This window comes from Embleya sp. NBC_00896, assembly GCF_045207785.1.
Lineage (GTDB): Bacteria > Actinomycetota > Actinomycetes > Streptomycetales > Streptomycetaceae > Embleya.
The window spans coordinates 1,255,780-1,271,714 of sequence record NZ_CP108777.1; the positions used below are offsets into that span (position 1 = coordinate 1,255,780).

The window sequence follows — 15,935 nt, forward strand, 5'->3', positions numbered from 1 at the left end:
GCGATCAAGGCGGCCGGGGTTCCCGCACTGCCCGTTCCAGCCCACAACCGTACGCAATCGGCCCGCGAGAGGCGCCGAATGTTCGACGCTGTCCTACGCTGGTCGACCGGAGCGGACCGGGCGAGGGGACAGGGCGGGATCGTGAACGGTTCGTTGCACGATCCGCAGAACTCGCGCGTCGTCCTGATCGGCGCGCACACCTTCGACCGCCTCGATCCGCTGCCGGCGGTGGCCCGGAACCTGTCCCGGTTGCGGGAGTTGCTGACGGACCCCCAGGTGTGGGGCCTGCCGCCGCAGAACTGCGTCACCATCGAGCAGCCCGCAAGTCAGACCCAGGTCCTCGACGCCCTGCACGACGCGGCGAGCGCCGCGACGGACCTGCTGCTCCTGTACTACGCCGGGCACGGCCTGGTCTCGATGGACAACGAGGACCTGCTCCTGTCCCTGCCCGACTGTCGTCCCGACCGCGGCTACACCTCCCTGCCGTTCCAGAGCGTTCGCAACGTGCTGCGAGGCGCGCGCCGGGTCCCGGCCAAGGCCGTGCTCCTCGACTGCTGCTTCGCCGGCCGCGCCCTCGACGGCGCGATGGGTCCGGCCGAGGCGCAATTGGCGGAGCTGTCCCGGGTGGAGGGCACGTACGTGCTGACCGCGTCCTCCGCGACCCGCCAGGCGTCGGCGCCACCGGGCGAGACGTACACCGCCTTCACCGGTCACCTGATCGACGTCCTCGAACACGGCATCGCCGACGGACCGGCACTCCTGGACCTGGCGACCGTGCACGACCACCTGCACCGGGTCCTGCCCGCGCTCGGCCACCCCGAGCCACACCAGCGCAACGACGACCACGGCGCGCGGATCGTACTCGGCCACAACCGGCACGCGTCGGCCGCGACGCTGCCCGCCGTCCTACAACTGCCGTCCGATCTCCGGGAGTTCCTGCGCGCCCAGCGTGACGCGGCACGCAACTTCACCTACCGGCTGTACGAGGCACCGGTCGACGGCCTCGCCACGGTCTACGTACGCCAACAAGCCCGCAGCGCGCCGCCCGCGAAGGCCGAACCCCGTGAAGAATTCGACCCCGGCGACCCACGCCGCCGGCACTTCGTTCCCGACGAGGTGGCCCGCTCGCCGGCTCCTCCGCGCGCCGTCGAGGACGCCCTCGCATCGCACCGGCACCTGGTGATCACCGGCGGCGCCGGCCACGGCAAGTCCACGCTCAGCCTTCAACTCGCCGCCACTCTCGCCACCGAGTTCGGCACATCGACCGATCCCGCCGCGACCCGCCTGCTCCCCCTACGGGTCATCGCGACGCGCCTGGCCGCCGACCGCAGCGCGCTCGTCCCCCGACTGATCCGCATCCTGTCCGAGGAACTGGCACCGCAACTGGACCAGCCCCTGCCCGAGGACCTCCTGGACCGGCTCCCCGAGGGCACGACATGCCTGCTGATCGTCGACGGCCTCGACGAGATCACCGACCCGGACCGCCGCCGCGCCCTGATCTCCGAACTCGCGGGCCGAACCCAGAACCCGGACAGCCGCTTCCGACTGCTCGTCACCACCCGCCCGCTGCCCAACGACGAGTTGACGCCACTCACCCACGCGGCCACCGGCACCTACACTCTGGAACCCTTCGACCGCGACCAGCTCCGCGAGTTCGCGCACCGGTGGTTCCGCGACCGCGTCGACGGCCCGGCCCTCACCGAGGGATTCCTCCGACAGGCGGAGGCGGCCGGCGTCCGCGACCTGGTCCGGGTCCCGCTCCTGGCCACCGTCGCGGCCCTCGTATACCAGAAGGCCCCGGCAACCCCACTGCCGAGCAGCCGATTCACGCTCTACACCGACTACTTCACGCTCCTGGCGGACGCCCGCCTCGAAGAGGTCCACCGCCAACAGCAGACGATCCTCCAGCGCTGGGCCCTGCGCCCCTCGGCCCAACGCAACAGCGCCGCCTTCCTGTTCGAGCACCGCGCCGAACTCGTCGAGCACTTGGCCGTGACCGCCGTCACCACCACCGGATCAGCGGCGCAGGGCCTGCTCGACATCGCCCTGGACTGGCTAGACGACAACGGATGCCGGACGACCCGGCGCAACGTCCCCGAGTGGCAAAAGCTCGTCGGCTCGGTCCTGGAGACCGTCGGCGTCTTCACCCACCACCGCGACTTCCTGCGCTTCACCCACTACAGCTTCGCCGAACACATCGCCGCGAACGTACGCGCCGAGCAACTGCCCGCGCATTTCGATCCGGAGCACCCCGCGTGGGCCCGCACACTCCACCAGGCCCTGAACGACGATCTGTTCGCCCACGCGGTGCTGGCACACCACGCACACCTCCAGGGCAACGGCGACGCACTCCTCGAGTGGCTCGACGGCGGCACCGGCGCCTACGGCACCCTGCTGGCGCTGGGTATCCCCGCTTCGGACGTGCACGTCCAGTCCTTCGTGGCCCGACTCCTGCGGACCCTGGCGGCGGACTCCACCGGCTCTCCGGTCGAGCGGGCCTGCCGCGACGCCGCGGCGCTCATCCAACAACCCACCGTGCACCAGGCGTTGACCACCTACATGGACAAGCTCTATCGCAGCGTCGAGCAACGCCTCCAGATCGCGGAGGCACTGATGGTGCACGCACCGAATGCCGTCCTCGGCACGCTCAGGGATGTCATGGCCGCCCCCGATGTCTGGGCCATGAGCCGCACCAAGGCCGCCGTGCGCCTCGCCGAACTGGGCCCGGCACACATCATCGAGGCCGCCGAGACCATCCGGGCCGTGTTGGCCGCCCCCGACACCAAGGCATCCGAACTGCTCTACGCCGCTGAGGCGTTGGCCGGGCTCGGCCCGGAGTACACCGCCGGCGCGACGGACATCCTCCGGGACCGGCCGGTGCCGCGGTCGTTCCACGACCGACGAGACCACGCGCAGGCGTTGGCCGCCCTCGATCCGGCGAATTCCCGCGAAGCGGCGTCGGCCCTGCGCGACCTGCTGACCACATTCCGGATCGACTCCACCCGGCGTTCCTTCATCACACAGGCGATCGCCGAACTCGGGCCGGAGTACGTCGCCGAAGCCGCGGAGCTGTGTCGAGCCAACGTCACCGCGCCCGACACCGACACCGACGACCACGTCTGGATCGCGGAAGAATTGGCCGGACTCGGGCCGGAGTACGTCGTCGAAGCCGCGGACTTCCTACGCGGCAGTCTCACCGCTTCCGACACCCGGCCCTACGTTCGCACCAACGCGGCCCGGGCACTGGCCGAGCTCGGCCGGGAATTTCTCGCCGAGGCGGCACGCGGCCTGCGGACCAACCTCACCGGGTCCGACGCCGGGGAACGCAACCGCATCGCCGGCGTGCTCGCGGACCTCGGCCCGGAGCACGTCACCGAAGCCGCCGGCATCGTCCGCGCGAACGTCGCCGGCGCCGAGATCGATCCGTCGGAGCGTCGGAGCGCCGCGCGCGTGCTGGCCGGGTTCGGTCCGGAATACGTCGAGGAGGCTGCGAACATCCTGCGCGCCGAGGTCACAGCGCCGGACGTGCCCATCCGCTCGCGCATCACGGCGGCCGGTGAGCTGGCCGAGCTCGGTCCCGGTCACATCACCGCGGCGGCAGAGGCCCTACGCGCGAATCTCGCCGCGCCCGACTGCACCGCCATCGAACGCGACCATGCCGCTCGGCTGATCGCCGAACTCGGCCCGGAGTACGGCCTCGAGGCAGCCGACATCCACCGCGCAAATCTCGCCATGCCCGATATCAGCGCCCATGTGCGCACGGACACCGCCGGGCACCTGGCGAACCTCGGCTCCCCGTTCATCCCGGAGGCCGCGAGCATCCTCCGCGCCGACCTCATGGCCCCCTCCTGTGATACCGGCCGGTACATCCGCGCGGCCGCCGGATTGGCCCGACTCGGCCCGAGCTACATCGCCGAGGCCGCCCGCGCCATTCGGACCAAGCTCGAATCGCCGCACATCGACGCAAATGACCGGATCCAGATGGCACGGATGCTGGCGGAGACAGGGCCCGAATACGTCGAGCCGGCCGTGCGCGTCCTCCGCACGCAACTCACCGCGGTCGACAGCGACGCGCGGGAACGCGGCTACGCCGCCGACGTGTACGCCGACATCAGCGCGGACCATACCCCCGAGCTCACGACCGCGCTCCGCGCCATCCTCGCCGCGCCGGAAAGCACCATCCCCGAACGCACCATCGCCGCAAGAACCTTGGCCCATCTCCACCCCGAACGTACCGCCGAAGCCGTGCACACCCTCCACGCCGACATCCTCGCGGTCGGTTGCGCCGTCCGGGATCGCACCGAAGCCGCCGAAGTCCTCGCCGAGTGCAGCCCGAGCCACGTCCCCGAACTCGCCGACGTGCACCGCGCGACACTCACCGCACGCGAGGTATCGGTCGCCGACCGCACCGAGGCCGCACGCGCCCTCGCCAACCTGGGCAATCGCTATCGAGCCGAGGCCGCAGAGGCTCTCCGCGGCCTTCTCGACGAACCCGACATCAGCTGTGCCGACCGGGCCTCGGCCGCTGTGCTTCTGATGCCCCTGGACCACCTCCGCGTCGCCGAAGCCACCGGCGTCATCCGGGCCGTCATCGCCGACCCCGATTGCGCCGCGAATGCGCGCGTGGAGGCCGCGTACATGTTGGCCCGGCTCGAACCGGCGTACCGGCGCGAAGCCGCGGAGGCTCTCCGGGCCATCCTCGCCGCCGCCGACACCGAAGACCTGGCCCGCGTGGATGCCGCCGCGATGTTGGCCGCCCTCGGCTGGTCCGCCGAAGCCGCCGATGTGCTCCGGGACATGGGGACATCCGCCACCCTGACCGCCCGCGCCCGGAACGCCGCGGCCCGCGCCCTCGGTTGCCTCGGGCAGGGATACGTCGCTGACGCCGCCGCGATGCTGCGCGCCACCCTCACGTCGCCCGACAGCCGGGCCGCGGACCGCAATGGTGCCGCCCGTGCGCTCGCCGAGTTGGGGCTCGGCTTCACCGCGGAGGCCACCGAGGCGTTCCGCTCCCTACTCACCTCGCCCAGCGCGGCGCCCCACGATCGGATCACGGCCGCGCGCAGCATCGTCGAACTCGGGCCGGATTTCCGCAGCGAAGCGGCCGAAGTCATCAGAGCGGTCCTGGCCGACCCCGCCGGCAGCATGCACACCCGCACCCGCGCGGCACGGGCCCTGGCCGAACTCGGGCCGCGATATCTCGACGAAGCGGCGGGCCGGTTGGGCGAGTTGATGACCTCGCCGGCCGCGAGCCCGCTCGCGACACGGCGCGCGGCGGCGGCACTCGGGCGGCTCAGTCCGCGCTTCCGCGTTGAGGCCGCAGAGGTGCTCGGGGGCCGTCCTTCGGCGAAGTCCCCAAGCACGTACGGCCGTCGGGCCAGGGTGCGGGTGCTGTACGGGCTCGGGCACGGCTACGTACTCTGAGCGCAAGTCGCTTCCGGATCTTCGTTCGACAGCTTCGTGCTCTTGTTCTCGTGCGTGTCCTCGTGCGTGTTCGAGTTCGTGTTCGTGTTCGTGCCGTCCCCTCGACGGCCCCGAGACCACCAGGCGAAGCTCAGCGCGGCGAGCACCTGAATCCCGGCCGCGATCAGCAGCGCTCCGGGTAGCGACCACGTGGCGATCGGTCCGGCGATGCCCGCGCCGAGGCCGAATCCGGTGATCTTCAGGCTCGCGCCCGTGGTGAAGATCCGGCCGCGCAGCTGCTCGGGGGCTTCGCGATGGCGTACCGCGAACAGGGCGGCGAGCTGCGGGCCTTCGCCGAGTCCGGCGAGCGGCATCGCGACGACGAGCAACGCCGGTCGGTCGGCGGCCGCGAGCAGGAGGGCGATCGCGAGGACGACGGTGCTGCACCAGATGATGGTGTCCGGCCGCAGCAGGCGGGGATGGCGGGAGAGCACCGCGTTGGCCGCGAGCGCCGAGGCGGCGATACCGGACAGCAGGACCACCCCGTGGCCCGCCGCGCCGAATGCCCGCTCACCGAGCAGCGGGCTACACGCGAGCAGAATGCCCTGGCCCATACAGGAGATCACCGAGACCGTCGTCGCCCGCGCAAGGAGCCGGTTCCGGACGATGCCCCGGAACCCGGCGGCGAGGTCGGCGACGACCGACGTGGGCGGCGCCGTCCGTACCCCCTCCGGGATCGCGGGCAGCGTCCGCGCCGCGGGCAGCGCGAGACAGATCAACGCGACGGAGACCACCACGGCGGCCGACGCGCCGAACAGTCCCGCGACGACACCTGCCAGGGCCGGCCCCACCAGGCTCGCCAGGTTGAACGTCATCGCGTCGAGCGCGTTGGCGCGAGGCAGGCGGGCGGGCGAGACGACGCGGGGCAACTGCGAGGTCCAGCCGCCGGACAGGGCCGGCCCCAGCAGCCCGGCGCCCGCCGCGACCAGGACCGCGACGGCGACCGGGACGTGCCCCAGGCCCACCAGGATGACGACGAGCGCCAAGGCGTAGGCGGCGAGCGCGCCGGCCAGCAACCGCCCCGGTCTCGCCGACCGGTCGAGCAGTACGCCGAAGAAGGGGCCGCCGAGCGCCGCCGAGACCGTGATCCCCGCAAGCACCGACGACGCCGCGGAGGCCGACCCGGTGACCGCGAGCCCCACCAGCAGCAGGGCCGGCCCCGACATCTCGTCCCCGGCGCGGGCCGCGGAAGCCCCGGCGGCATAGGACCACATCGCGTAACGCTCTCTCATTCCCGAGACGTTACGCAGGTAACTCAAACATCCACCAGATGCGTTACATTCGCGGCATGCCGCCCTCCAACGCCGAATGGTCGACCCGACACTCGGTCCAGGCCACCGCCGAACGCACCGTCGCCCTCGTCAACGCGCTGACCGCGGACACCCCGACCCCCGACACGATCGCCGACGTGCTGCGCGAGCACGGCGAGGCCGACCCCGTCGAGGTGACCGCGAACGACGTCGAGGACCTGCGCGCCGCCGCCCTACTCCTGCGCGCGGTCTTCGCCACGGACCACGTCGACACCGCCGCGTCCATGCTGAACCGCCTCCTCCGGCGCGGCGTCGGAACCCTCCGCCTCACCTCACACGACGGCCAGGCCCCCTGGCACCCACACCTCGACAGCGACGACAACGCCCCGTGGGCCGAGTGGTTCCTCGCCTCGTCCTGCCTGGCCCTGACCATCCTCGTCTGGACCCACCAACGCCCACCGGGCGGCCTGTGCGCCTCCCCCACCTGCCCGAACGTCTACATCCCCCAGCCCAACGGCCGGCCCCGCCGCTACTGCTCCCGCCGCTGCGCCACCCGGGAACGAGTGGCCGCCCACCGACGCACCCACCACTGACGCACCCACCCGCACCCTGGCCGACCCGCCCTCGTCGCACGCCGACATCGCGGGCCGCAGCGGGACTCCGGCTCCGCGATGACGGCCGAGCCGACCGCCGGCGCGGTCACTTCGCGGACGACGGCAGGCCGACGCGTTCGTTCAGTTGGGCTGCGGTAAGCGTCTTCGAGTCCGGGGGTATCGCGACGCTCACGTCGGTGCCGCACTTCTCGATGACAAGTTCCAGCTTGTGGTTATCCGGAGCGCTCCAGACATGGCGACCCAGGGGGCACAGTGGACCCTCCTTCGCCACATACGTGATGACGCGTTGCGAGTCGGACTTCTGCTCGATGGCCAGCACGTCCTTGCCCCGGAACTTCGTCGGGGCGCCGAGCGTGGGCTTCGCCTCCTCGAGGTCGATGAACGGCTCGATCCCGGGCACGCTTGTCTCCAGGTCTTCCGCCCTGTCCTCCTCGACGACATACCAGCCGCGGATCTCGGCCGGGATCCCGACCTTCTCCCCGCGATCGCGCCATTTGGCTTCGTAGGTCGATACCGGAGTGAATTTGCGTCCGTTCGCGCGGATCACTTCGACGGTCACCGAACCCAGCTTCTGCTTCACCGACGTCCGCCGGTCATGGGTCGTGACGATTTCCATCGTCCCGGGCTTCGACGTGTTGCGGAAAACGGCCCGGAAGCCGTTGGCCTTCGTGTAGGCGTTCACCTCGTCGACGAGCTGCTCCACGGGCTTGCCCGTGTGCGAGACGTTCTCGGCGGGGCTCCCGGTCTTCCTGTCCGGCGAGTCGTCGGCACAGCCGACGACGGAAGCCGCCAGGACCACGACGGATGCGGACAACGCGAGACGACGACGCATGTAAGACGTTCCCCCCTGGAATCGGCAGGTGTGACCGGCGGCGCGCTGCCGCGCGCCGGGTTCGCGGACCGCTCTCCCCTGCGGCCCTTGGACGTGTTCGCGGTCATGACGGTTCCCGATGAACCGACCGCGCCGTGCCCGATGCCGCGCACTCCTCGTGTTCGCGACCGTCGGTTGCCCCTGATCGGGGCCATGGAACAGCCCGCCGTGACCACCGCCCGTAAGCCCGTCGTCCTGCGTCGGTAGCGGGCGACGCCGGCCGGCATCGCCGCGTTCGAGTACGTCGTGACGACGGGCGACGGGCGACGCTCAGCCGGCTCCGTAGGCGCGCAGGAACACCCGCACACCGCCGTCGACGAGGCGGTCGATCTCGGCATCGTCGAGCGTGACGGCGCCGTACCACGAACGGTGGTTGACCCGACCGGTCACCAACAGGCCCAGGAACTCGGCGGCTTCACTCGGGTCGGGGACCGCCAGCAGTCCGCGCGCGCCGAGTTCGGCCAGCCGGTCGGCCAGCGCGTTCTGGGCAGGCCGGGCCTCGGGCGCGACCTCGATCAGGGCCGGGAAGTGGGTGGCTTCGGCGATCATCAGGCGCAGGACGGCGGCCCGTTCGGCCGAGCGCGCGATCTCGCCGGCGAACGCCCGGCCGAACGCGGTGAGCGCGCCGCCGATGTCCTCTACCGCGTCGGCAGTGCCGAGCGTACGGTCGAGCAGCTCGCGGAACGCCGCCTCCTGGCCGGCCCGGGTCTCGTCGACCACCGACACGAACAGTCGTTCCTTGCCGCCGTAGTAGTCGTAGATCGTGCGCTTGGAGACCCCGGCCAGATCGGCGATCGCGTCGACGCTCGCCCGCGCGTACCCCTCGCGCAGGAAGACGTCGAGCGCCGCGCGCACGATGGCCGCGCGCTTGGTCGGCGAGCCCTGGCGAAGCGGGGTGGGACTGTTCGGCACTGGCTGACTCCCCGGATTCGAGTTTACTACACTGTACAGTGCAGGAAATGCACTACACGGTGTAGTATCGAATCATGCCGTCAGCACCGTTCTCGCCCTCCTCGCCCTCCTCGGGTGCGGCTGATGTCGCCACCGCATCCGACCCTCGCCTGGATCCAGCCCTGCTCAAGCTCGCGCTCGTCGTCGTGGTCGGCTCGATCACCGCGATGCTCGACATGACCATGGTCACCGTGGCCCTGGCCGATCTGACCCACTCGTTCCACGCCCCGGTCGGCACCGTGCAATGGGTCGGCACCGCCTACCTCCTGGCCATCGCGACGACCATCCCGCCGACCGCCCGCCTGGTCGAGCGGTTCGGCGCGCGCCGGATGTGGCTGTTCGCGCTCACGGTCTTCCTGCTCGGTTCCGTCCTGTGCGGCGCGGCGTGGTCGCTCGGCAGCCTGATCGCCTTCCGCGCCCTCCAGGGCATCGGCGGCGGCATGATCGTGCCGCTGAGCATGATGATCCTGGCGACCGCGGCCGGCCCCGAGCGGCGCGGCCGGGTACTCGGCATCGTCGCGGTACCCGCCCAGGTGGCGCCGATCCTCGGCCCGCTGCTCGGCGGCGCGATCGTGCAGGCCGGCAGCTGGCGCTGGATCTTCCACGTCAACGTGCCGGTCTGCGCGCTCGCCCTCGTCCTCGCGTGGCGCGGCCTGCCGCGAGACGACCGCGGCGACCGGACGAGCACCCGCCTCGACTTCGTCGGCCTGGCCCTGCTCTCCCCCGCCCTCGCCCTCCTCGTGTACGGCCTGTCCCGCCTGAACACCGACCCCGGCGGCCTGCTCCCGCTAGGCTGCGGCGTCGCCCTGCTCGTCGGCTACGTCGCGCACGCCCTGCGCACGAGCGCCACCCCGCTCCTGGACCCGCGCCTGTTCGCCCATCGGGCATTCGCCGCCGCGTCCGCGCTGAGCTTCCTGTCCCGCCTGTCGATCTTCGGCGCGATGATCCTGATGCCGCTGTACTACCAGCAGGTACGCGGCCACGGCGCGCTCACGGCCGGCCTACTGCTCGCGCCGCAGAGCCTGGGTACGATGCTCGCGCTGCCACTGGTCGGCCGCCTCACCGACCGGATCGGCGCCCGTCCGGTCGTCCTGGCCGGGATCGCCGTCGGCACGCTCGGCACCGTCGCGTTCACCCAAGTCGGCGCGCACACCGACGACTTCGTCCTCGCCGCGTCGCTCCTGGTCTGGGGCATGGGCGTGGCCGCCGTCGTGGTCCCGGTCTCCGTCGCCGCGTACCAGGGTCTGGCGCCGACCTCGATCCCCGGTGCGACCGCCGCGATCACCACCGTCCAGACGATCGGCGCGTCCGTCGGCGCGGCCGTGCTCGCGGCCATCCTCCAGGACCGGACCACCCGTCACCCGGGCACGCCCGCCGCCGCGTTCGCGGACACCTTCTGGTGGATCCTGGGCTTCACCGCGCTCACCGTGATCCCCGCGCTGGTACTGCCGCTGCACCGCCGCAAGGCACGCACCGGTCGCCGCGCGCCCTCGGATGCCCCGCTCCGGTCGTGAGGCGTGACGGGCGAACCGAGCCCGGCCGGTCGGTGGTTGCGACGACGCGTCGCGGATCGTCCGAGCGTGAACGACGGCTCGCCGAGCGATGGAACGCACCGCGACGGATGAACGTCATAGCCCAGAGGTGCCGATCCGGGCAGCGTTCTCGACCGGTTGACCCGACATCGGGTCGAGCCCGTCTCCCCTCGGCGGCGGCCGTACGAGAGACTCCGCCCCGGGGCCGCGTCAATCGACGACTCCGCCAACAAGCCTTGCAGACAAGGGAGATGCGCGTGAAACCGGCTCGTGGATGGATTCGGTTCGCGGGTGTCATGGGCCTGGCAACGGCGCTCGGCGCGTGTTCGGGGTCGGATCCCGCGCCCAAGTGCACGCTGATAGCGTCCGTCCCCCTCTCCGTCGACCTCGCGCCGGGCTTGCTCAAGCAGGTCGAAACGATGTCGGTGGAGCTGTGTCGCGACGGCGAATGCGAGGTGAAGACCGTCTCTCTGGACCCGACCCGCGTGGCGACGCCCTGGTCCGCGATGATCTTCGTCTCCCCTTTGACGGCACAGCCCGTCCAGGCGTCGGTGCGCATGACCACCACCTCGGGCGATTCACCGCCACCCGCGCGTCTCACCCTGATCCCGGAAGCCACCCATCCCAACGGACCCCACTGCGGAACCGACTACGTGGCCCGCATCAGGGTCGCCGAAGACGGCACCGCCACCCAGGCCTGACCACCCGGCAGCGCATCCGGGGCGCGCGCTCACGACCCGTCCACGGGAGCGTACGCCCGTGGGAAGCCCCCGGGCCGTCCGGCCCGAGCCCAGTCTCCGACCGACGCTGCGGCCTGCCCAGCCCTCTCCCCGGGGTACCTCCGCGGTGCCTATACCTGCGGGATACAGGCTTCAGGAGGAAGCGGTGGTGTCGGTTCAGGTTCGGATTTCATGGGTCTGTTCGCGGACCAGGACCTCGGCGCCGGTTTGGCGGAAGCTCTGTTCGGACACCACGACCAGCGTGGCCGAGTCGCGGAACGCGGGTAGGGAGGTGGATCCGCAACTGACCATCGTGGCCTTGACCTTGGCGACCGTCATCGCGACCGTGTCGTACAGGCTGCCCGCGTAGGGCACGTAGCCGTCGACGCCCTCCTCGAACGCGACCGCGTCCACGTTCGCGTCGGATTCGTAGCGGGCGACGTTGCGCGCTCGCGCGGAACCCTCGCCCCAGTACTCCTTGAACTCCTGGCCGCCGATGCGTACCCGCCGGGTCGGACTCTCCGTGGTGCGCACGAAGTAGCGGCCGAGCATGATCGCGTCCGCGCCCATGGCCAGGGCCACGGCCATGTGGCTGTCCTCCAGGACGCCCCCGTCGCAGACCAACGGCACGTACACGCCGGTGCGTTGCGCGTACGCTTCGCGGGCCTCGGCGACGGCGATCATCGCGGAGGCCTGGCCGCGGCCGATGCCCTTCTGGGCGCGCGTGGTGCAGATACTGCCCCCGCCGATGCCCACCTTGACGAACGCGGCGCCCGCGTCGGCGAGATAGTCGAAACCGCGGCCGTCGACGACGTTGCCCGCGCCGACGTACACACCGTCCCCGTACGTGGAGCGGATGTGGTCCAGGGTCTGCGCCTGGTACGCGCTGAATCCGTCGGAGGAGTCGATGCACAGCAGGTCGGCGCCCGCGTCCACCAGTGCCGGGACGCGGTCGGCGTGGTCGCGGGTGTTGATCCCGGCGGCTACCCGCAGACGCTTGTGCGTGTCGATGCTCTCGTGTCGGAACCGCTTGTGCGTGTCGTAGTCGCGGCGCAGTACCAGCGATTCCAGGCGCCCCTCGGCGGTGAGGACGGGCAGTACGTCCAGGCGCGCGTCCCACAGCACCGTGTTGGCCTCCGACAGGGAGACCCCCACCGGCGCGGTGACCAGGTCCTCGGTACGGCGCATCCGGGTGGTGACCATGTCGGTTCCGGCGTGGCGGTCCGGGTGGAAATCCTCCAGGCCGATCAGGCCCAGGAGGCGGCCGTGCGCGGTGCCGTCCTCGGTGACGGCGACGAAGTCCTGGCCGCTCGCGCGGGCGAGCCGGGCGACCTCGCCGAGCGTGGTGTTCGGCTTGACATGGATCTCGCCGGGTCGAAAGCCCGCCTTGTGGCGCTTGACCGCGGCGACGTCCGCGGCCTGGGCGTCGATCGCCTGGTTCTGGTGGACGAACGACAATCCGCCGCACTGCGCCAGCGCCACCGCCAGTCGCGGCGAGGACACCGCCTCCATGACGGCGCTGAGCAGCGGCGTCGCGATCTCGATCGGCGAGCGGGTGCCGACCGCGTGACGCACCAGCCCGGTGGTGAGGTCGACCCGGTCGGGTGTGCAATCGGTGGTGGTCAGGTTCGGGAGGAGGAGGTACTCCCCCAGCGTGCGCGAGACTTCGGAGAGGATCTTCAAGGCGTGCGTCCTTCCGTCCTGTCCACACGCGCGGGCCGGAGACGGCGTCCGGATTCCGGGCGAGGGCACGGCACCTCGTGCGCCCACCGATACCCGGCTGCCGATACACGGCTGCCGATGCCCGGTACTCGGTTTCCGGTTTCCGGTTTCCGAGTGGGGAGCACAAAGGATCGGTCTTCGATCGGCGGGCGTTTCCGAGGGCCGCACTCGCGGTCGAGGCAGCGCTTCGGAGCCGCGTGCGTGCGGAAGGTGACTACGGTTGCGCGATCCTAGCGCATGCGAACGGCGCTCTCGCACATCGACGCATTGGGGGAACAAGTGCGAAAAGCCGCTTGTCATAAGAGAGTTCGACGACCGCAGCACCGGGTATCAGGCCGGACCCGATCGACACGGGTCCGGCCTGACCGCGTTCAGGGCCCGCTTGCTCGACGCCGACAGCGCGGCAGGACGATACGGCGTGCTACCGACTCGCCCATCTTGCCCACCTCGCCCACGAGTCGACCGGCAGGACGGGCGTCAGGCGTTCGCCGGTCGGTCGCTGCCCGCGCCTCGGCGGCGAATGGCGACCAGGTCGTGGCGGGCATCGGGAAGGGTCTGTTCGTCGGCACCTTCGATCACGAAGCCGGCGTCGGCGATCATCTGCCGGTCGTCCGCGCCCGGTTGGCCCTCACTCGTCAGGTAGTCGCCCAGGAACATGGAGTTGGCCAGGTGCAGGGCCAAGGGCTGGAGACTGCGGAGGTGGATCTCCCGACCACCGGCCAGGCGGACCTCCACGTCCGGGAAGACGAAGCGGAACAGCGCGAGGATGCGCAGGCACCGGTCCGGAGTCAGCTCCCAGTTGTCCGCCAGCGGAGTGCCCTTGAACGGGATCAGGAAGTTGACCGGCACCGAGTCGGGGTCCAACTCCTTCAGCGCGAAGGCGAGATCGACGATGTCCTCGTCCGATTCACCCATGCCCATGATCGCCCCGGAGCACGGCGAGAGGCCGGCCTTCGTCGCGCGACGGAGCGTGTCGGTGCGGTCGGTGAAGGTGTGCGTGGAGCAGATGTCGGCGTAGCGGGCCTCGCTGGTGTTGAGGTTGTGGCTGTACGCGTGCGCGCCGGCCTCGGCGAGCCGTTCGGCCTGGCCGTCGGTGAGCAGGCCCAGGCATACGCAGACCTCGACGTCCGGGTTCCCGGCCTTGACCGCCGAGATCGTGTCCTCGATCCGGGTGATGTCCCGGTTTCCCGGGCCTCGGCCGCTCGCCACCAGGCAGACCCGCTTTGCGCCCGCACGGACCGCCTGATCAGCGGTGGTCGCGGCCTCCTCCGGGGTGATCCAGGAGTACTTGAGGATCTCCGCGTCCGAGCCCAGGCGTTGCGAGCAGTACGAGCAGTCCTCCGGGCACAGGCCGCTCTTCATGTTGATGATGGTGTTCAGCTTCACTCGGCGACCGAAGAAGTGCCGGCGTACCCGAGAGCCTGCGGTGACCACGTCCAGCAGTTCGTCTTCGCCCGTCAGGATCGCCAACGCCTCCTGACGGGAGGGGGTTTCGCGACGGAGCGCCTTGTTCACCAAACCATCCAACAGTGTCGTCATGCCCAACAGCCTCACCGACTGCGAGAACACGTACCACCGCGACCTCCCACAAGATCACACGCGCGCGTTTGTTCCGGACCCTACGAAGCGGAAGCGGCACGGGATGTTATGGGCGGGCGATCGGGCGGCGAGGCGGTTGGTCGGCCGGGCTCGGTGGAGGGCGACACCACCGCCGGCCGCCGCCGAGCCCGCGAGTTCCGTTCGGGTCGTCACTTCTCCAGGTAGAGCCGTCACTTCTCCAGGTCGGGGCGCACGCGCAAGGTCAGCGCCGCCGTGCCGTCCAGGTCCTTCTGGGTGATTCCGTACACGATGCCCAAGCTGTCCCGGTCGATCCACACGCACGTCGGCAGGGACTTGCCGGCCGTCGAAATGGCGGTGCAGCGCATGACGCCGCCCAGCGCTCCGGCGTCCATCTCGCGAACGGCCCCCATGTCCGCCGACGAGCTGCCCTCGGCGCCGTCCTGCATCCCGCCGATGAACTGGTCCATCACCCGCGTCGGCTCCATCCACGGCGTGGGGTTCGCCATGACCATGACCAGCACGGTCGCGGACTTCTCGCCGGGCTTGCCGTACGCGGCGACCTTCGCGCCCCGCGCCGCCTTCTCGCGGATCGACACCTGCGGGGCGTAGACGTCATCGCTGAGGCGCTCGAGACCGCCCACCCGGTCGGGGGTATCGATCGTCCGCCGGGGCCCCGACGACTCGGGCGCGGGCCGGGACGGCGGCACCGGCGGCGCGGCGGCCGTGGACTCCGGCGGCGAGGTCGGCCCGCGCGAGGCCGTGGCGGAGGCCGAGGCGGACGTGGTGGGGCCGGCCGTCGTGTCCTTGTCGTCGTCGGAGAACAGCACGCCGGTCGCGGCCAACACGACGACGCCGACCACCGCCAGGGTCCCGACCACGGCTGCGGCGATCAACCCCGTCCGCGGGCGGCGTCCGGGCGGCGGCGGGCCGCCGTATCCCTGCGGCGACCCGTACGCCCATTGGCCCTGCCCCGGAGCCTCGTAGGGCCGGGAGCCGTACGGCGGCTGCCCATAGGGCTGGGCACCGTACGACGGGGGCGGCGGCGGAACGGGATTGTTGCCGTAGGGCGAAGGCTGGTCGGGGCCCGGTGGTGGCTGGAAGGACAACGTTCCTCATCCTGGCTACGGCGGCTACGGCCGCTACGGCAACTGCGCAAATGACGCACGGACATCCTGCCGCCCCCACTCCGGCGACTGCGGCGCGGGGTACCTGGACGCCGGACGATCGACGCCACAGGGGGCGCCCTGACGCCT

The 15,935-nt window shown here is 71.1% G+C and carries 10 protein-coding genes; 4 read left to right on the forward strand and 6 right to left on the reverse strand.

Annotated features, from left to right (window positions below; genetic code table 11):
• The first annotated feature begins 141 nt into the window (after positions 1 to 141).
• Positions 142 to 5,424 carry a caspase, EACC1-associated type gene (locus OG928_RS38855; protein ID WP_331766706.1) on the forward strand — a complete coding sequence of 1,761 codons (5,283 nt, stop codon included), beginning with the start codon at positions 142 to 144 and terminating at the stop codon, positions 5,422 to 5,424.
• Here OG928_RS38855 and OG928_RS38860 read toward each other — a convergent pair.
• Positions 5,412 to 6,695, reverse strand: a complete 1,284-nt coding sequence (locus OG928_RS38860; RefSeq protein WP_331766707.1) for an MFS transporter — start codon at positions 6,693 to 6,695, stop codon at positions 5,412 to 5,414. The two genes, OG928_RS38855 and OG928_RS38860, sit on opposite strands and share 13 nt — an antisense overlap.
• Before the next feature lie 38 nt (positions 6,696 to 6,733).
• On the opposite strand from OG928_RS38860, the gene OG928_RS38865 reads away from it, so the two are divergent.
• Positions 6,734 to 7,306 carry a CGNR zinc finger domain-containing protein gene (locus OG928_RS38865; protein ID WP_331766708.1) on the forward strand — a complete coding sequence of 191 codons (573 nt, stop codon included), beginning with the start codon at positions 6,734 to 6,736 and terminating at the stop codon, positions 7,304 to 7,306.
• Positions 7,307 to 7,412: 106 nt separating this feature from the next.
• On the opposite strand, the gene OG928_RS38870 is transcribed toward OG928_RS38865, so the two are convergent.
• Together OG928_RS38870 and OG928_RS38875 are read right to left on the reverse strand one after the other, a co-directional pair.
• Entirely contained in the window at positions 7,413 to 8,030 is a 618-nt protein-coding gene (locus tag OG928_RS38870; RefSeq protein WP_406291584.1) for a hypothetical protein, read from the reverse strand.
• Positions 8,031 to 8,468: 438 nt separating this feature from the next.
• Positions 8,469 to 9,110: a TetR/AcrR family transcriptional regulator gene (locus OG928_RS38875; protein WP_331766710.1), complete on the reverse strand. Its 642-nt coding sequence runs from the start codon at positions 9,108 to 9,110 to the stop codon at positions 8,469 to 8,471.
• Positions 9,111 to 9,184: 74 nt separating this feature from the next.
• Here OG928_RS38875 and OG928_RS38880 point away from each other — a divergent pair, with 74 nt between their 5' ends.
• Entirely contained in the window at positions 9,185 to 10,663 is a 1,479-nt protein-coding gene (locus tag OG928_RS38880) for an MDR family MFS transporter (RefSeq protein ID WP_331766711.1), read from the forward strand.
• 275 nt (positions 10,664 to 10,938) lie between these two features.
• Complete coding sequence (locus tag OG928_RS38885) at positions 10,939 to 11,382, forward strand: hypothetical protein (RefSeq protein ID WP_331766712.1); 444 nt, start codon at positions 10,939 to 10,941, stop codon at positions 11,380 to 11,382.
• A gap of 195 nt (positions 11,383 to 11,577) precedes the next feature.
• Here the strand turns inward: OG928_RS38885 and OG928_RS38890 are convergent, their stop codons facing one another.
• The 3 genes from OG928_RS38890 to OG928_RS38900 form a co-directional block, all read right to left on the reverse strand.
• Positions 11,578 to 13,083 (reverse strand): IMP dehydrogenase, encoded by a 1,506-nt coding sequence (locus OG928_RS38890; RefSeq protein WP_331766713.1) that lies wholly within the window; start codon positions 13,081 to 13,083, stop codon positions 11,578 to 11,580.
• A gap of 516 nt (positions 13,084 to 13,599) precedes the next feature.
• Entirely contained in the window at positions 13,600 to 14,661 is a 1,062-nt protein-coding gene (gene bioB / locus OG928_RS38895) for a biotin synthase BioB (protein ID WP_331766714.1), read from the reverse strand.
• Positions 14,662 to 14,891: 230 nt separating this feature from the next.
• On the reverse strand, positions 14,892 to 15,788 hold the full coding sequence (locus OG928_RS38900; protein WP_331766715.1) for a hypothetical protein: 897 nt from the start codon (positions 15,786 to 15,788) through the stop codon (positions 14,892 to 14,894).
• Positions 15,789 to 15,935: the final 147 nt, after the last annotated feature.